Below are 17,504 nucleotides of genomic sequence, written 5' to 3' on the forward strand. Positions count from 1 at the left end.
CGCTGCTGGCGAATGACCAACGCTATCTGCTCAGCTCGCGCGAGCGCATTTTCGGCTATGGCTATACCGACTCCGCCGAACTGTTGGGGGATGTTCTGGCAGGCAGGGCAGATTTCCTGCGCCGCCTTACAGTGCCGTCCGGCGAGGGGCTGGCGGGGCGTTGGGACAATGTGACGGGGGGGCTGACGATAGCGCCGGTTCCCGGTGGCAAGCTCGAAGTCCGGATCAACACCAACGAGCCGGTCACCGCGCGATGGGTTTGCGACATTCAAAGCATCGGCCGGCCGGTCGGCGGCGTGCTCGAGATCACGTCCGAAGAGGACGGCTCTACGCTCAGACTGACGCGGGTCGGGCAAACGTTGAAGGTCCAGGCCGAGGCACCAGCGGGTAAAGCGAGTTGGACGCCGGGATATTGCGGGCTGAACGGCTCTGTGGACGGCGATTACTTTTCGATGAAGCCGCGTCCCGGCAAGGGGTAATTGCCCGAACTTTCTGCATCGGATCACCGTCTTGGATGTCAGCATGAAGGCGATGCGGCGGCCCATCACTGCACAAGATTTGAGATCCAAAAGCTTGGCTGCCCGACGCTTACGCTGCTTCCATTCTCATCAGCCCCGGGATTTCGGGAAGCTCGCACCGCTCTCTTTTCTCGATCGATTCCAAGAACGCCCGTCGTCGATCGTCCTTCTCAATCGGGAAGGCGTCAGCCGCTTCGATCACTACCCTTGCGCTGGATCATGCTGGCACCTTGCATCGAGAGTGATCGAACCAGAACCGCTTCGCCTCATGATCGTAGATCACTCGCAATCCCCGCATCGCGTTGATGCCGAAGATCATGGCCGGCTTGTTATCCAAGCCCCAGCTTTTGAAGACAGCCAGATCAGCGACGCGCACCGTCAGCCCTTCGATCGTGTTGCCGGCAAAGGCCACCTTCGCAACCTTGCCCTCCCGCGTCTCCGTGGCGCGCAATGCCACCCCATACAGGGTTTCGCCCGAGGCGAAGTCGGGGCCGTTCACGTTGAGGCCTGCCGATCGGGCGAACAACCCGTTTATCTGCGTGCCGCGCGAACCCGTGTCGAGGATCGCCGTTCCCGTGACGCCGTTGATGGTGACGGGGAAGGTGAGCTGTGTTCCGTCGAGAACGGATCCCCCGTCGACCATCACGGCCTTGGACGAAACCAGCTTCCGCATGGATGCCGGCTTGGGGGTGAGCGTCGCCGTGCGGCACGGATAATCGAACGTCGCGATCGCACCGTCCATAAGGTCATTGCCCGTCACGCCGGCAGTGATCGCGGCATCCTTGCGATCGGGAAGGCCCGTCACCTCGACATTGCGAATGGTCCGGCCATCCACGGTAATGCTGTTGAGATGATAGGTGGCCATCATTGCGGCACCGGTCATTCCTGTCACGCTGATTGCCGTGCCGGCTGGAAGACGCTGTTGCTTGGCGAACCAGTCATAGACGCCGGAATCGTCCGCTCCGGTATCGAGGATAAAGGGAACGGTCCCTTTCCCATTGACGAAGGCAGGGACGACCAGATGGCCGTTCCCGGCCGGGGTCAGCAGGACGGTTGCTCCGGCGTAGGTGCTAAGCAACAGGCATGAGGCTGCAATCGCCGTAATCGGACGCATCGTTTTCTCCATCATCAAGGGTAAGAGTGCGGCGGGACCGCCGCTGGATCAGGTGTCGGTCGTGGTATCGGGATCGTATTCGAGAAGGTCGCCCGGCTGGCAGTCGAGATGCCGGCATATCGCTTCCAGCGTCTCGAACCGGAGCCCTTTGACCTTGCCCGATTTGAACAGCGACAGGTTGGCCTCGGTAGCGCCGATCGCGCGCGCCAAGTCTTTCGACCGCATCTTCCGCTTTGCGAGCATCACATCGAGCCGGATGACGATCGCCATCAAAAGAAACCGGCACGGTCGCGCTCGATCTCCGAGCCGAAAGCGACGACGTTCACGAACGCGAATAGAAGAATGCCAAGAACCGCCGCATCAAGCTGGCGGAGCTCCAACTTGACCGCGACAGGGCTCATGCCAGCGAGATACAGGGCGGCGTGGGTGATGAGCGGAACGATGGCATAGGCAATAAGCGCCCATGCGACCCGACGCATCAGCACTTCATTGTTCACCGTGAAGATTAGACGTCTCGCATAAAGACGGAACAGGCCGACCAGACTGGACAGGATCACCAGACCGGGAACTAGGCGCAATGTCAGCAGGCCGGCCGCCAGTGTGGACTGCCAGATCGTATAGCGGGAGATCGCAACGAAGCCGGCGGGTATGCCAGCCGGATCGTCTTTTGTGACGATGAAGGAGAAGCCGCCATTCATCATGCCGGCGCGATCCCCGACACGGAAAAGCAGCAAGAGCACCTGAAGCGCTGCGGTCCCCGCCATCAGCGCCATGACGGCGCACGCAATGACGAAGAACAACCGCCCCCGACGCGCGAGCCTATCGCCTGGTGCCGAACTATCGCTAACGCTCACCTTGCCTTGATGCCGAATCATGCCGCCTCCGCACGGCAGGCTATGCTGGATAAATTATCTCAAAACAATAACTAATTTTGATATAGAGTAGTTCGGGTACTCCGAAGGTCCATCTTTTTGGGAAGCCGCAGTCTCCTCAATCACGGTTCCTGGTCGAGAAAGACGAGGCCGGCTATGCGATAACCGCAAGATCGGTCGAGCGCGTCATAACCGGGATCGCCTAGCTGGCGACGCTACGGAGGACAGGACGATGAAGGCGGCGCTTCACAACTACCATGCCCGCATGCAGCGGGTGCTGGATCACATCGAACGGCATTTGGACGATGATCTGGACCTCGATGCGGTAAGCGGCGTCGCCGCCTTCTCAAAATTTCACTTCCACCGACAATTCACGGCGACCTTCGGGCTTTCCGTGCATCGCTACGTCCAGTTGGCCCGTATGAAGCCGGCATCCTACCGGCTGGCCTATCGGGACGCACAGAGCGTCACCGACATAGCGATGGATGCCGGCTACGACGCTCCGGATACCTTCGCCCGCGCCTTTCGGCAACGGTTCGGACAATCCCCTACGTCGTTCAGGAAGGGTCCCAATTGGGAACCGTGGCTTGCGGCCTTCGGGCCTCTCAGCAACGCGAGGAGCAAGCTCATGCAGACCAATTACGCACCCAATGACGTGACAATCCGCGATGTGGCTCCGACGCCGGTGGCGATCATGGAGCATCGCGGCGATCCGGCGACGATCGGCGCGACCATCCAGCGGTTCATCGCCTGGCGCGAGGCGACCGGTCTGCCGCCCAAGACTAATCCGACGTTCAACGTCTTTCATGCCGATCCGCGGACGGTGCCTCCGGCCGAATATCGCATGGATTTGTGCGTCGGCAGCGATCGACAGATCGAGGCGAACAGCGATGGCGTCAAAGCCGGACTTATCCCCGGCGGGCGTTGCGCGATGCTACGTGTCGTCGGCAACACCGACGATCTGGAGCCTGCCGCGCTGTACCTCTACCGTGATTGGCTACCCACCAGCGGCGAAGAAGCGCGGGATTTCCCGCTTTATTGCCAGCGCCTCACCTTCTACGCGGCGGTCATCGCCTGCGGTCGAAAGCCTCCGTTTAAACCGGTTGTCGAACTGGCGGCTTCGCCGGGAGCTACCCGATACGACCCGCAGGAACGCGCGATCGTGATAGTACCCTACGACATTCTCGATCCCAGCACGCGTGCAGCGATGGACCGCTTCGCGGCAATTGGCACGCTCGGCCTCTTGGGTCGGGCCCAATATGTCGAGGTTTTCAATAATCTGCTCGTAGCGCACGAACTTGGTCATTGGGTACAGGAAGTGTCGCGTCGCCCCTTGCAGCGGTGGCAGGCCGAGTACGAGGCCAACCGGATGATGGTCGCTTTCTGGCGGGACCATCCCGGCACTACCCCAACCGAATTACGTCTGGCGAATTTCGTCGCGCAGCGTACGCCCACGCCTGATCTCGTACCCGGAGGCGTCACGGCCACTGAAGCGGACTACTTTAATGCCAACATCACCAGTATCGTATCCGATCCCGCTCGATACAGCCTCTTTCAAAAGAAGATGGTCAGACTTGCGATGTCGGAAAAGTCTAGACTGTCATTTTGTCAAGATGTTACTACGTCTTGGCCCAAGAATTGATCTCGCGCCGCTTTCCCGAAATGCGACTCTCATAGCATTTCGGGAAAGGTGGCTGTCGCATGATTACAGCCATCGCGTTCCCAAAACTTCCCGGACCGCAGTCCGCCGATCTTTGCGGACACTGGCGGGCATTGGCTTTGCCAAGGATGACCGGTTCTGGCCGAAGCCGTCGTTCTGCAAACCCGGTTTGAAGGACTGGAATGGTAACTGCTCACGTGGTTGGTGAGTGTGGTGCTCAGGCGACGGCGAAGGTGCCGTCGACGAGGTCGCGGATGGCGCCGAGAGCAGATTGGCCGCTGAGCCGCGCGGTGCCGGTGACGGAACGATAGCCGGCGTGGATCTGGGCACCCCAGTCGGACCGGAAGCCGTTGGTGACCTTTCGGAACACGACGGAGGGTCGGATTTCGCGTTCCGAGATGTTGTTGGTGGCGGGCACATCGCGGTTGGTGAGGAACACGAAGAACTTCGTCCTCCAGGCCTTGATCTGCCTGAGCAGGATCTTGCCGGCGGGATGGGCGACCGGCGCGCGCATCAGTTGAGAGAGTTTCGTGTCAGCTCTGGCGGCGTAGCTTGCTAGGGTGGAGGGTTTGAGCTGGTGTCGTCGCTTGCCGACCCGGATCGCCCACCTGAGGTGATCGCGGATTTTCGGGGCGAAGATCGTGTCACCACAGTCGATGGCATATTGGACGTCGCGCAGCACGTGAGCGAGGCAGACCTGATGCGCCTTGCCCAGTTCCTGCTGCCCGGCATAGCGATCTGACACCCACACGTCGGGCTGGTGATCGCCGAGCACCTCCTCGGCAACGCTGCGGGCCCGGCGTGGGGCGATCTTGTGCAGGACCGCCGTGTCCGAGATGAACACCCATTGCCACTGGGTGATGCCATTGGTCCGGGTCGTCGTCTCATCCGAAGCGATGATCCGGGCTGAGAGCAGCTTGTCGCCGATCGCCTTGGTGGCGGCGGTCATGTCCTGGCTCATGCGCCGGAAGATATTGGCAATGGCGCCCTCGGAAATGACAAGCCCGAACAGCTCGGCCGCGATCCGCGACAGCCGCTCGAAGCTGACATGATGGCTGTGGTGCAGATAGGTCAGCAGCGACCGGATACCCGGGCCAAATGGCGTGCCAGGCGGCATGCCTGCCGGCGCTTGCGCGCGGTAGCGTCGACCGCAGCCCCGGCAGCGACCACCGAAAAGCTCCACCCGGGTCACGATCGGCGCAATCGGCGGCAGATCGATATGGTCGTAGCGATGCCGGCAACGCTGGAGCCCGTCCGACACATCGGTCCCGCAATGACCGCAGGCATCGGCCATGACGCGCTCGGTCTTGTCCGGCGTATCCGCCAAAGGCCGCGACTTCCCCTCCCGTGGTGGCCGCTTGCCTGCCGACGCCTTGCGCCGCCCCTTGCCACGGCCAAACCCGTCCTTCGACGGCGGAATATGCGAATTGCTCGACGTCTTGCGCGGCCTGCCCACCAGCGCCTCAAGCTCGGAAATCCGCGCCGCCATCCGCTCGATCATCTCGTGCTGCGCAAGCAGTAGTTCGTTCTTCTCGGCTTCCGTCAGAACATGAAGCGGGGGTGGCGCCATCCGAAGCTTGAATCACCCACCGCCGCTCCGCACAAGCCCCTTTGGCCAACCACCTGAGCAGTTACCTGGAATGTCCCACGAGGCGCCGATGCCTGTCGATCAGATCCACTCTTTTCCCAGGCATGCTAAATGGTATCCTTCGACACGGGACGCGGGCTAGAAGTTTAAGCGCGTGCATCGGTGAGGGGCTGAGATCCCTGCGGATTTTCTGCCCGGTTAGACTACCCCCGTTCTACGAGGTCGACCCAGTCGAGGCTCGCCGCGTCAGAGCCTGTCCAACGAGATCACCCTCGGTTATGCAGAAAATGCCACGTATTCCGACGGAAGGAGGGAAGGGGGAGGGTGGCGTATGGGTCGGTTCGTTGGAAAAGACCCTCCTGATCAGTACCTTCGAGGTTTCGGGGTATCGTTCGGGGTATCGCCAGAAATCGCTGATAAAAAAACTCAGCTTTTTCTATTACTTAACACGCTCGATCCGGTAGCTGCCGGGCCCACCATCCCTCCCGATCATGGCTTCCCGCGAATCAGGGGCATTTGGCGGGGTATCGAGATCCGAAAACGGAGTATCGATGCCTCTCTCCTTTGCAGCGATCAACGCGGCTTTGCTGCGCGGCAAACCGTACAAGCCTTCCGACCGACACGGCTTCTATCTGCATGTTGCCGCCAGCGGCACGAAATCCTGGCGCTACACGTAGGATTTTGGCGGCAAGGAAAGGCTCTCACCTTTGGCCGCTCTATCATGCGGTCGTGGTACGGGATCGAACACTTCAATGTATGATCTGACTGTCGTCACGATCGGACATCCGAGATGCTATTTGGAAGGAGCGAGCTTGCGATGCATCGACCCGTCAACCTGCCGCATCGCGAAGCGCATTTCGTCACGCGGATCGGCTGGCTGAGGGCTGCCGTGCTCGGCGCGAACGACGGGCTTCTTTCGACATCGAGCCTGATGGTCGGCGTCGCCGCTGCGGCAGCCGGGTCTTCGCAGATCGTCTTGACCGGTGTCGCCGGGATCGTCGCGGGTGCGATGTCGATGGCGGCGGGCGAGTTTATCTCGGTCAGTTCACAGGCTGACTCCGAGAAAGCGGATATCGCGCGCGAGCGTCTGGAGTTGCGCGACGACCCCGAACACGAGAAGCGCGAGCTTACCGGCATTTACATCAATCGCGGCCTGCCAAAAGCGCTTGCCATCGAAGTCGTAGAGGCGCTGACCGCGCATGACGCGCTGGAGGCGCACACGCGCGACGAACTCGGCATCACCGACACATCGACGGCAAACCCGCTCCAGGCAGCCATTGCATCGGCCGCGTCGTTTTTGGCAGGCGGCCTGCCACCGCTTGCCGCTGCGGTGCTGGCGCCTGTGGCAACGGTTGTTTGGGCGATAGCGATCGTCGCCGTCTTGAGCTTGGCAGCCTTGGGGGCCGTTGGTGCGCGGGCGGGTGGTGCATCGGTTCCGCCTGGCGTTCTGCGGGTCGTGCTGTGGGGGTCGGTGGCGATGGCGATAACCGCAGCGGCCGGCCATCTGTTTCACGCAACGCTTGGATAGACGCTCGCGTCGCCGCTTCAGCGATCGCGTGTCACCGTCCGGGGCCGCTCTACGCTCAGTGCGTTGTCGGTTCCGTAGTGTTGGGGCTCGGCGCCGAGGCCGGCTTCCCGTATTGCGGCGTCGTGCAGAAGGCTGCAACGTCGCCCTCCATACCATGAGCGGGACGTGGCGCGAGCGTGCGCAAATTCAGGTTGAACAATTCCCGGCGCTGGAAGCGATTGCGCAGGAATACATCGAAGTACCAGTGCATCATCGAAATCGGTATCACCGCATACAGCAGTCGTTCGCCGACCGACCAACTGACCGTCGTGCGGTCCGTGCGGCGGTCCGACGTGGTGCAGGAATGGCCGGTATCATAGACGAGGTGCCCGAACCGGCTGATGCGGTGGACGATCTCGTGATCTTCCAGAACATAATCCCATAGCGAAAGATCGTATCCACCGGCCCCCTTGTAAGCGGCGGTTCGGAACGATTGCGCGTAGGCACCGCTGTGGCATTTGGATCGGAATAGCGTCGAGCGCAGCCGCGTGAGCCAGATCGCGCGCCGCCGCGCTGCCGGGCCAAGCGTGCAGCACAGGCCGATCGCCATGACCGCCGCCGCCCCGGGGTTCGCGTGGAACAGCGCGATGCAGGTGCCGATATACTCGGGGGGGTAGAGGGTATCGGCGTCGAGTGTGGCAAGGAAGGGCGTTTCGATGTCCGCCAGTCCCGTCACCAAAGCATGGATTTTGCCGGGTGTGGCTTCGGACATGAAGCGAACCTCGACATCGACAAGCTGCGCGCAGGCGGCTTCTGCACGGGCGACGCTGTCGTCAGTCGAGGCATTATCGACAAGACGGAGCGCAAATCTCCGGTCGTTTTGGCGCGCAAGGCTGGCGATGGTGCGTTCGATATAGCCTGCCTCGTTGAAGAACGGCAGCACCAGCGTGATCAAGGGCGGCGGTGCAATGGCGGCTTTGGGAGCAACGGCTGCGGACTGGGGGAGAAAATCGGCGAGCCTATTTCGCGGAAGGGATTGTTGACACGGATCGAGACTTGAAGTGTGCATCGCTGGCTCGCCCCCCCTGGCTGCTCCTAAGACGCCGTCAAGCGACGCCACCGCAGTTCGTCCTACGCACTACATTGCGACCATTTTCCACAGGAGCGCAGCCGCAGGATTATGCGCGTCAAGCCACTGAGGTGATACCCCGCCGCAAGCACTGCCCCGCGATCGGCAAGACAATATCGTCGAGGTGCGGGCGCGCGCACATGACGACCCGCTGGAGAGCATCAACGCCAACGCATTCGCCGTTACCGAACGTTTCGATCAGGCACTGCCGGCCCCCGCCTCCAGTGCTTATGCCCACGTTTCGTCTTTCGCGGAACGATCCGCAAGCGGGAAATTGCCGTCGATCACCGCTGCCTCGATCTTGATCTTCACCCCATCGCAGCCATGAAGCTTGCTATCGATCGCGGACCCGGAATACCCCGGTACATCCTTCAAAACTCCACATCGCGCTTACGGGAAAGGTCCACATCTTTCTGAAACGTCAATTGGACGTGTAACCCGGGGTTGTTATCCCCAATCCGCACATCGGCCTGATGCATGCGTGCGATCGCCGCCACGAGAGATAGTCCGAGGCCGGCACCAGGCAGGCCACGGCTCGTATCGACACGGTAAAAGCGGCGTAAAATCTTGTCGCGTTCAAGCGCGGGGACACCAGGCCCATTGTCAGCGATGATCGCAGTGGGGAGCCTGTCAGCCTCATCGACGGAAACCGTGATGATCGCGCCGATCGGTGTGTATTTGAGCGCGTTGTCGAGCAAGTTCGCGAAAACCTGCGCGATCAATTCTGCGTCGCCGACCACGACAACGCCGGGTTCGATACGCACGATGAACGCCTTGCCCTGATCTTCCGCGAGCGGGCGATAGAGGTTTGCGACCCGCTCGGCGATTTCCGAAAGGTCGATCGGGCCAAGCAACTGCCGTCCGGCGCCGCCTTCGATCGAGCCGATCCGCAGCAGGGCACGAAAAATCGCGAGAATGTCGTCGGTCTGATCCAGGGCGGCCGCGACGCCGTTTCGATAGGCGTCGAGGGAATCATAGTCTCGCAGCCCTTCCAGTTGGTGCCGTAACCGCGTCAACGGTGTCCGCAAATCATGGGCGATGTCGGTCGAGACCTGTCGCAGCCCTTCCATGAGTTCGCCGATCCGGTCGAGCATCAGGTTGAGGTTCTTCGAGAGATGGTCGAACTCCGGGCTCATGCCGATCCTCGGCAAGCGTTCGGACAGGCTGCCGGCCATAATCCGCGCGACCGCTTCGTTGACCCGTTCCAGACGGCGCAGGAAAAGGTTGCCGATGACATAGCCGCCGATCAGCGCGATGATGGTGATGCCGATGCCCGACCAGATCGTAAAGGCATCGACCCGCTGGCGCAGCTTCTGGACATCGAACGTGTCGGTCGCGACGACGAGGATCGCACCGTTGCCGAGCCGTGTTCCCAGGCTCTGGAAGGTTTCGGCGCCGCCCGCCGCTCCAGTCCCGCCCGGATCGTCCGCGAACTGCAACTGCCCCCAGCCGAGCCGCGCGGCGTTTGCCGGAAGGTTGCCCGCAAGCCGTTTCCCGCGCGCATCGACGAGCAGATACTGAAACGGCTGCTCATAGTCGGTCGATTGCCGATGCGAAATCGTGTCGACCAGCCCGGCCATGCCCGTGTCGGGCAGCGCGTGGGCGAGCGTTGCCAGTTCGGACTTGAGCCCGATGGCGGTCGCCTCGTCGGCATAGCTGCGGATCGTGCGTTCGACGACGAACAGAAGCGCGACCGATCCGAGCGCGAACAGCGCCGCAATCATCAACGCGAAGCGGAACGCGCCGCTGTTGAACGATGCCGCTGGCCTCACACCGCTGGCGCTTCGATCCGATACCCGGCGCCGCGAACGGTGTGGATCAGCGGAACGTCCGCGCCGCGTTCGATCTTCGCGCGAAGCCGGCTCATATGGCTTTCGATGAGGTTGGTTTGCGGGTCGAAATGGAGCGACCAGACGGTCTCCAGCATCATCGTGCGGGTGACGATCTCGCCCTTGTGCCGCATCAGATATTCGAGGAGCTTCGCCTCCTGCGCCTGCAAATCGATGCGGCGGCCCCCGCGTGTGACGGTACGGCGGATCAGGTCCATCTCGAGGTCGGCGACGCGCAACGTCGTCACCGTTTCGATCGAGGCCGGGCGGCGGGCGAGCGCGGCCACCCGCGCGATCAGTTCGGTGGCGGCGAACGGCTTGACGAGATAGTCGTCGGCGCCGCCATTCAGACCTTCGACCCGGTCGCTCACGCCGTCCATCGCGGTGAGCAGGATCGCCGGGGTCGAGACACCGGCGGCGCGGAGTTCGCGCAGCGCGGAGAGGCCATCGATACCCGCCACCATACGATCGAAGATCAGCACAGCGTATTCGGTCTTCGACGCCGACACGGTGGCTTCGGTGCCGGTTTCGCACGTATCGACGACATGGCCGGCGCCCGTGAGCGCGCGCGCGACATAGGTTCGCGTCGCCTCGTCGTCCTCAAGCAGCAAAAGCCTCATCGTCGTGCGGCGCTCCGGTCCCCGGTGACCGCAATAGAGGTTGGCGGCCCGGCCTGCCAGCCACGTTGGCAATTTCCAATGTTGGGCCGAGGCTACGTGAAGCTAGGAGCCACGGGGAACCGAGCGTTCACGCAGGAGCCACGGTTGCATCGATCGTCGAAGACCCTTTGTTGCGCCGCGCTTGCCATCGCCTTCGTGGCGGCGCCGGGTTGCGCGCCGTACACGCCGCTGCCGCTCGATCGTGTGCCGCCGCTCGCACCTGCGCTGACGGTGCTGCCGGAGACGCCGCTTGGCCTGGCGCAGGTCACTGCGCTCGCGCTGGAGCGCGATCCCGATGTGCGTGCCGTTCGGGCCAGACATGGCCTCGCCGACGCGCAACTGCTCCAGTCGGGCATTCTGCCCAACCCCATGTTGAACGGCGCGGTCCTGCCGCTGCTGTCGGGGATCGGGACGGTGCCGGCATGGAGCATCGGCATCTCCCAGGACATCAAGGCGCTCGTCACCTATCGCGCGAAGCGCCGTGCGGCCGAATATGCCGCGCGGCAGGTTTACGCAGATGTGCTGTGGCAGGAATGGCAGGTTGCGGGACAGGCGCGCCAGCTCGCGGTCGATCTGATCGCGGGCGAGCGCAGTCGGCCGCTGCTGATGGAGGCGTTCGATCTCCTCCAGCGTCGCAGCACCGTGCTGCAGCAGGCGCTGGCGGCGGGCAACGCCACGCTGGTGACGGCGGCGCCGACGCAGGTGGCGCTGCAGGCCGCGCGGGCTTCGGTGCAGGCGCTCGATCAGCGTCAGCTTTCGTTGCGGCACCAGTTGAACGCATTGCTCGGCCTGACGCCGGACGCGGTGGTGCCGCTCGCCACCGTGATCGACCTGCCGCCGCTCGACATGACTGCGATCCGCGCGAGCCTCGACACGCTGGCGGATCGCCGGCCGGACCTGCTCGCGCTGCGGCTGGGGTATGCGTCGCAGGATGCCACATTGCGCGTCGCGATCCTGTCGCAATTCCCCGATCTCGTCCTTGGCGGGGCGGGTAGCAGCGACAACAGCAAGGTCATCAACGGCGGCCCGAATGTCACCGTCGGCCTGCCGATCTTCGATCGCAATCAGGGTAACATCGCCATCGCGACGGCGACCCGGGCGCAACTTCATGCGGAGTACGCCGCGCGGCTTGCCACTGCGACCGGCCAGGTCGGCGCGACCCTCGCCGAGATGGAGCAGTTGCAAGCACAACTCACCGTCGTGCGGCGCGATCTGCCGGCCGCGCGCCTCGCCGCGCAGCGCGCCGCCGGCGCGTTCGGCGCGTCCAACCTCGACGAGCGCAGCTACGTCGATCTCGTCACCAATCGCTTCGCCAAGGAACAAGAGGTCATGACGATGGAGCGCGCGCTGCTCGATCGGCAGGTGGCGTTGCTGACGCTGATCGGCGCGGGGCTGCCTGCGGTCGATACGCTGCCGGGAGCGGTCAAGTGAGGCGATTCCTCGCCATCGTGCCGCTCGCGCTGCTCGCCGCGTGCGGCGGCACGCCTGCGCCCGACGCCACATCGACGCCAAGCGTTCTGGTATCGCTGACGCAGGCGAAACGCGGCAGCGCGCCGGACTATGTCACGGCCTATGGCAGCGCCACGCCCGCGACCAATGGCACGCAGACGCTCAGCACCGCGCAAGCCGGGCAGGTCTCGCGACTGGCGGTGACGCCGGGCGCGAGCGTCCGCGCTGGCCAGGCGCTGGTGGTGTTTGCCACCGATCCATCGGCGGTCAGCGCGTTTCAGCAAGCCGACACGGCGCTCGCCGCCGCCCGGAAGCAGCGCGCCTCGACCGCGCAATTGCTCACACAACAGCTCGCGACGCGCGACCAGCTCGTTCAGGCGGAGAAAGCCGTCGCCGATGCGCAGGCATCGCTCGCGGCTTTGCGTCGGCAGGGTGCCGGCCAGCCGGAGCGGACGCTCACCGCGCCGTTCGACGGGATCGTCACCGCCGTGCCGGTGGCGCAAGGCGACCGCACCCAGCCCGGTGCGCCGCTGGTCACCGTCGCGCGCAGCGGCGGCATCGTCGCCACCGTCGGGGTCGATCCGGCCGACAGCGCGCGCGTCCGCATCGGTCAGGCTGCGCGGATCGTGCGGCTGAGTGGAGGCGCGGCGATCGCCGGTCATGTGATCCGCGTTGACAGCCTGCTCAACCCCAAGACCCGGCTCGTCGATGTCGATCTCGCCTTTCCAGCCGGCGCGCTGCTCACCAACGAGGCGCTGCGCGGTGACATCGCGGTTGCGGAGGTCGCTGGCTGGCTGGTGCCGCATCGGGCGGTCGTCACCGCGAACGGGCCGGCGCATATTTTCCAAATCGTCGGCGGCAAGGCTCATAGCGTGCCGGTCAAACTGCTGCTGTCCGGCGAAACCACGGATGTCATCGCGGGCGCGCTCGATCCGCGCGTTCGGGTGATCGTCGATGGTGCTTTTCAGGTCGACGACGGCGCCGCCGTGCGTTGGGCTGGCCGCTGATGTTCGAGCGGCTGCTCGGGCGCCAGTCCCGCGCGTTTGTCGTCATCGCGTTGGCGGTGGCGCTGGCCGGCATGGTCGCCGCGCTGTCGCTGCCGGTCGGTCTGTTCCCGCAGGCTGCTTTCCCCCGCGTCGTCGTCGATCTCGACGCTGGCAGCCGCCCCGCCGACCAGACCGCGCTTCTGGCGACACGCCCGGTCGAAGAAGCGGTCCGCGCGATCCCCGGCGTGGAGGACGTGCGCTCCGAGACGACGCGCGGTTCTGCGCAAATTTCGATCGATTTCGGCTGGGGCCGCGACATGGTGGCGAGCACGTTGCTGGTCGATAGCGCGATCGCGCGCGCGCTCACCAGCCTGCCGGCGGGCACCAGCTACACCGTGCGGCGGATGGACCCGACGGTCTTCCCGATCATCGCCTATGCGCTCGAATCGGACACCGTGTCGCCGGCCGCGCTACAGGATCTCGCCCGGTATCAGATCACCCCGCTGCTCTCGTCGATCTCCGGCCTCTCGCGTGTCGCGGTGCAGGGCGGCGAGACGCAGGAGATCGAGGTTCTCGCCGATCCCAATCGCCTTGCCAGTTACGGTCTGGCGATGAGCGACCTCGCCGCCGCCATCAAGAACGGCAACGTGCTGAGCGCGGTCGGCCAGGTGCAGGATCGCGGGCGGCTGTCGCTGGTGATCGCCGACCGCAGCACGGTGAACGCCGCGCAGATCGGCGACATCGTTGTGCGCGCCGATCCCGCCGGCATCGTCCGCGTGCGCGATCTCGCCACGGTGCAGGACGGTGTGGTCCCGCACTATCTGCGCATCGTCGAGGACGGCAAGCCGGCTGTATTGTTCCAGATTTACGAACAGCCGGACGGCAACGCCGTGCAGATTTCCAGGCAGGTCGCCGCCGCGCTCGCCGGCTTCAGGCTTCCGCCCGGTGTGCGGATAGTCACCTGGTATGACCAGAGCGAGCTTGTCACCCAGTCGGTCGACAGCGTGCGCGATGCGGTGCTGATAGGGCTGGTGCTGGCGGCGGCGGTGCTGCTGTTTTTCCTGCGGAGTTGGCGCGTCACGTTGGTGGCCGTCATCATCGTGCCCGCCACGCTCGCCGCCACGGTGCTGGTGTTGAGCCTGTTGGGGATGAGCTTCAACATCATGACATTGGGTGGCATCGCCGCGGCAGTCGGGCTGCTGATCGACGATGTGATCGTGATGGTCGAACATATCGCCCGCCGCGCCGGTCAGGCGGGCGGGGCGGCGGCGGTGCTGCCCGCCGCGCACGAGTTCATGGCGCCGCTGACCGGATCGAGCCTCGCGACGCTGATCGTGTTCCTGCCGCTCTCCTTCCTCAGCGGCGTGACCGGCGCTTTCTCCAAGGCGCTGTCGGTGACGATGGCGACGGCGCTGGCGATATCCTGGGCGATGACCGCGTTCGTCGTGCCGGTACTGACGCGGCGGCTGGTGAATTTCGATACCTGGCGCGATCCCGGTGCGGCCGGCGAAGGCTGGCTCGCGCGACGGCATGACGGCGCGCTCGACGGATTGATCCGGCGGCCGTGGCTGCTGGCGGTGCTGCTCATGCCGCTGCTGGTGATCGGCTATCTCGGCTATGCGAACGTGCCGAGCGGGTTCATGCCGAAGGTCGACGAAGGCGGCTTCGTGATGGATTATTACACCCCGCCCGGCACCTCGCTCGACGAGAGCAGCCGCGAGGTCGGCCAGATCGACGCGCTGCTGCACGCCAACCCGGATGTCGCGACATTCTCGCGCAGGCTGGGCACCGGCCTCGGCGGCGATCTCGGCCAGAGCTATCACGGCGACTATTTCGTCAAGCTCAAACCCGGCCGCGCCAAGCCGACGGAAGCGATCATGTCGGACACGCGCGCGCTGGTCGAGCAGCGGGTGCCCGGTGTGCGGGTCGAACTCGCGCAGTTGATGGAGGATCTGATCGGCGATCTCACGGCTGTGCCACAGCCGATCGAGATCAAACTCTACGCCTCCGACAATGCTCTGCTCGGCCCGCAGGCGGAGAAGGTCGCGGCGGCAATCGGCAAGATCGACGGCGTGGTCGAGGTGAAGAGCGGCGTGCAACTCGCCGGCGACGCGATCAATGTGCATGTCGATCCGATCCGCGCAGCGGTCGAGGGCGTCGCGCCCGCCGATGTCGAGGCGGCGCTCAACACCGCACTGACGGGCGTGGTCGCGACCTCCGTGCCGCAACCGACCAAGATCGTTGACGTGCGGGTGCGCCTGCCCAACATGATGACGATCACGCAAGCCGAACTGGCGAAGCTGCCGATCCGCGCGGCCGACGGTCATGTCTTTCCGCTCGACCGCGTCGCCGACATCACCCCGCAATCGGGCCAGCCGCAAATCTCGCGCGAGAATCTGGAACCGATGGTCGCCGTCACCGGCCGCATCGAGGGGCGGGGGCTTGGCGCGGCGGTGGCGGACGTCAAGGCGTATCTCGACACCCCCGGCACGCTCGGCCCCGGCATCCGTTACGAACTGGGCGGCCTTTACGCACAGCAGCAGATCGCTTTCGCCGGGCTGACCAAGGTGTTCGGTGCGGCGCTGGTCGCCGAGTTCGTGCTGTTGCTGGTGTTGTACCGCCAATTCTGGCGGCCGACGATCATCATCGCCTGTTCCTTGCTATCGACCACCGCCGTGTTCACCGCGCTGTGGCTGACCGGCGTAGAACTCAACATCACCGCGCTGATGGGCATGACGATGATTATCGGCATCAGCACCGAGATGGCGATCTTCTACATGTCCGAGTTGGAGGACCTGTCGCATCGCATGAGTCCGCGTGAGGCCGTGCGCGAAGCGAGCCGCAACCGGCTGCGGCCGATCACCATGACGACATCGGCGGCGATCCTCACGCTGCTGCCGCTCGCACTGGCGATCGGGCAGGGGGCGGGCATCCAGCAGCCACTGGCGATCGCGATCATCGCCGGGTTGCTCCTGCAATATCCGCTCGTGTTGATCGCGATGCCGGTGCTCGTCCGTCTGACCTTGCCGCGCGAAGATCAGCCCGCGCCAACCGCCCCGCACCTGTGAACCTCCGCACCAAAGGAAGCCGTTCGATGACATCGCATCCGCTTGCCGCCGCCCTGCTCGCCTGCGCCGCCCTCCCGGCAGCCGCCGCCGACGTTACCGCAGTGATCCCGGGGCCGGACGGCGGCTGGGACTATGCGCAGGTCGACCCCGAGACCAATCGCCTGTTCATCGCGCACGGCAACAGTATCGGCGTGGTGGACCTCGCCCATCCGACCCGCGTGACGTCCTTCGCCCCAGCGCATCACGCGCATGCCGTGCTGCCGATTCCGCATCTGAAGCAATTGCTCGTCACCAACGGCGATACCGCCACGGCTGACTTGATCGACACCGTGACGGGCACGGTGCGCGCGACGATCCCCGCCGGGCAGAAGCCGGACGCGGCGATCTGGGACGCGGCGCTCAAGCGCGCGATCGTGATGAACGCGAGGTCCGGCACGATCATGGCGATCGATCCGATCACCGCGAAGGTCACCGCGACGATCACGCTGCGACCGGGCCTCGAGTATGCGGCGATCGATCCGCGCGGGCTGCTTTACGTCAACAACGAGGATGATGACGACGTGACGATCGTCGATCTCGCCAAGGCGAAAATCCTCGCGAGAGTGCCGCTGCCCGGCTGCAAGGGGCCGACCGGCATGGCGTATGCGCCGAGGGCGAAGCGGATCGTCTCGTCGTGTGACGGCGTGGCGACGCTGCTCGATCCCGCCACGCGCAAGGTCACCGGGTTGATCACGATCGGCGCCGGCCCCGATGCGGTGATCGGCGACCCCGCGCGCGGCCGTCTGTACATCCCCTCGGGCGACACCGGCACGCTCGCCGTACTCGAGGACCGCCCGAGCGGCGTGACCTTGCTGAAGACGATCCGCACCGCCAAGGGCGCGCGCACCGGCGCCTGCGACCCGGCGACCGGCAAAGTCTATTTGCCCGTCGCCGATCTCACGCCGAACCCGAACGGCGGCAAACCTGCCCCCGTTCCCGGCACGTTCCGCATTCTTGTTGTCGATCCCGCCTGACGACCCACTCAGGTTGATTCGTGCCAATCATCGAAACCGCAACACGTCTGCAATCAAACCGTCACGCAGTCTCCTTACCCGCCGGCCTATCAAGAGCGGGGACTTTCAAGAC

The 17,504-nt window shown here is 64.3% G+C and carries 15 protein-coding genes; 8 read left to right on the forward strand and 7 right to left on the reverse strand.

Annotation, left to right across the window (positions count from 1 at the left end; translation table 11 throughout):
* Positions 1 to 479: hypothetical protein (locus EWE75_RS25130; RefSeq protein ID WP_165388449.1), on the forward strand; the 479-nt coding region annotated here is incomplete at its 5' end.
* Positions 480 to 735: 256 nt separating this feature from the next.
* Here EWE75_RS25130 and EWE75_RS19165 read toward each other — a convergent pair.
* Genes EWE75_RS19165 through EWE75_RS19175 form a run of 3 tightly spaced genes read right to left on the reverse strand, consistent with a single transcriptional unit; the run spans position 736 to position 2,507 of the window.
* Positions 736 to 1,632, reverse strand: a complete 897-nt coding sequence (locus tag EWE75_RS19165; protein ID WP_165388450.1) for an aspartyl protease family protein — start codon at positions 1,630 to 1,632, stop codon at positions 736 to 738.
* Between the two features lie 48 nt (positions 1,633 to 1,680).
* The gene (locus tag EWE75_RS19170; RefSeq protein WP_130159718.1) at positions 1,681 to 1,902 is read right to left on the reverse strand and encodes a helix-turn-helix domain-containing protein; all 222 of its coding nucleotides are present in this window, start codon (positions 1,900 to 1,902) and stop codon (positions 1,681 to 1,683) included.
* Positions 1,902 to 2,507 (reverse strand): hypothetical protein, encoded by a 606-nt coding sequence (locus EWE75_RS19175; RefSeq protein ID WP_130159719.1) that lies wholly within the window; start codon positions 2,505 to 2,507, stop codon positions 1,902 to 1,904. The genes EWE75_RS19170 and EWE75_RS19175 overlap by 1 nt, the downstream gene beginning before the upstream one ends.
* A 229-nt stretch (positions 2,508 to 2,736) precedes the next feature.
* Between EWE75_RS19175 and EWE75_RS19180 the strand changes: the two genes are divergently transcribed.
* Positions 2,737 to 4,146, forward strand: a complete 1,410-nt coding sequence (locus EWE75_RS19180; protein WP_130159720.1) for an AraC family transcriptional regulator — start codon at positions 2,737 to 2,739, stop codon at positions 4,144 to 4,146.
* Between the two features lie 235 nt (positions 4,147 to 4,381).
* On the opposite strand, the gene tnpC is transcribed toward EWE75_RS19180, so the two are convergent.
* The gene (gene tnpC, locus EWE75_RS19185; protein WP_130159721.1) at positions 4,382 to 5,734 is read right to left on the reverse strand and encodes an IS66 family transposase; all 1,353 of its coding nucleotides are present in this window, start codon (positions 5,732 to 5,734) and stop codon (positions 4,382 to 4,384) included.
* Between the two features lie 569 nt (positions 5,735 to 6,303).
* Between tnpC and EWE75_RS19190 the strand changes: the two genes are divergently transcribed.
* Together EWE75_RS19190 and EWE75_RS19195 are read left to right on the forward strand one after the other, a co-directional pair.
* Positions 6,304 to 6,429, forward strand: coding sequence for an Arm DNA-binding domain-containing protein (locus EWE75_RS19190; RefSeq protein WP_130159722.1), 126 nt, complete (start codon positions 6,304 to 6,306; stop codon positions 6,427 to 6,429).
* A 140-nt stretch (positions 6,430 to 6,569) separates the two neighbouring features.
* A complete protein-coding gene (locus EWE75_RS19195) occupies positions 6,570 to 7,280 on the forward strand; it encodes a VIT1/CCC1 transporter family protein (protein ID WP_130159723.1) in 711 nt (236 codons plus the stop codon).
* A 55-nt stretch (positions 7,281 to 7,335) separates the two neighbouring features.
* Here the strand turns inward: EWE75_RS19195 and EWE75_RS19200 are convergent, their stop codons facing one another.
* The 3 genes from EWE75_RS19200 to EWE75_RS19210 all read right to left on the reverse strand — a co-directional run bounded on the left by EWE75_RS19200 (position 7,336) and on the right by EWE75_RS19210 (position 10,837).
* Positions 7,336 to 8,379, reverse strand: a complete 1,044-nt coding sequence (locus tag EWE75_RS19200) for a glycosyltransferase family 2 protein (RefSeq protein ID WP_231708453.1) — start codon at positions 8,377 to 8,379, stop codon at positions 7,336 to 7,338.
* A 380-nt stretch (positions 8,380 to 8,759) separates the two neighbouring features.
* On the reverse strand, positions 8,760 to 10,160 hold the full coding sequence (locus EWE75_RS19205; RefSeq protein WP_206364817.1) for a sensor histidine kinase: 1,401 nt from the start codon (positions 10,158 to 10,160) through the stop codon (positions 8,760 to 8,762).
* On the reverse strand, positions 10,157 to 10,837 hold the full coding sequence (locus EWE75_RS19210; RefSeq protein WP_130159724.1) for a winged helix-turn-helix domain-containing protein: 681 nt from the start codon (positions 10,835 to 10,837) through the stop codon (positions 10,157 to 10,159). Before EWE75_RS19210 ends, EWE75_RS19205 begins: the two co-directional genes overlap by 4 nt.
* A gap of 144 nt (positions 10,838 to 10,981) precedes the next feature.
* Between EWE75_RS19210 and EWE75_RS19215 the strand changes: the two genes are divergently transcribed.
* The 4 genes from EWE75_RS19215 to EWE75_RS19230 are packed head-to-tail and all read left to right on the forward strand — an operon-like array spanning position 10,982 to position 17,392.
* Positions 10,982 to 12,307: a TolC family protein gene (locus EWE75_RS19215; protein ID WP_427915799.1), complete on the forward strand. Its 1,326-nt coding sequence runs from the start codon at positions 10,982 to 10,984 to the stop codon at positions 12,305 to 12,307.
* A complete protein-coding gene (locus tag EWE75_RS19220) occupies positions 12,304 to 13,332 on the forward strand; it encodes an efflux RND transporter periplasmic adaptor subunit (protein ID WP_130159726.1) in 1,029 nt (342 codons plus the stop codon). Before EWE75_RS19215 ends, EWE75_RS19220 begins: the two co-directional genes overlap by 4 nt.
* A complete protein-coding gene (locus EWE75_RS19225) occupies positions 13,332 to 16,379 on the forward strand; it encodes an efflux RND transporter permease subunit (RefSeq protein ID WP_130159727.1) in 3,048 nt (1,015 codons plus the stop codon). Before EWE75_RS19220 ends, EWE75_RS19225 begins: the two co-directional genes overlap by 1 nt.
* Positions 16,380 to 16,405: 26 nt before the next feature.
* The gene (locus tag EWE75_RS19230; protein ID WP_130159728.1) at positions 16,406 to 17,392 is read left to right on the forward strand and encodes a beta-propeller fold lactonase family protein; all 987 of its coding nucleotides are present in this window, start codon (positions 16,406 to 16,408) and stop codon (positions 17,390 to 17,392) included.
* Positions 17,393 to 17,504: the final 112 nt, after the last annotated feature.

This window comes from Sphingomonas populi (genome assembly GCF_004208535.1).
In the GTDB taxonomy this organism is placed as follows: Bacteria; Pseudomonadota; Alphaproteobacteria; order Sphingomonadales; family Sphingomonadaceae; genus Sphingomonas; species Sphingomonas populi.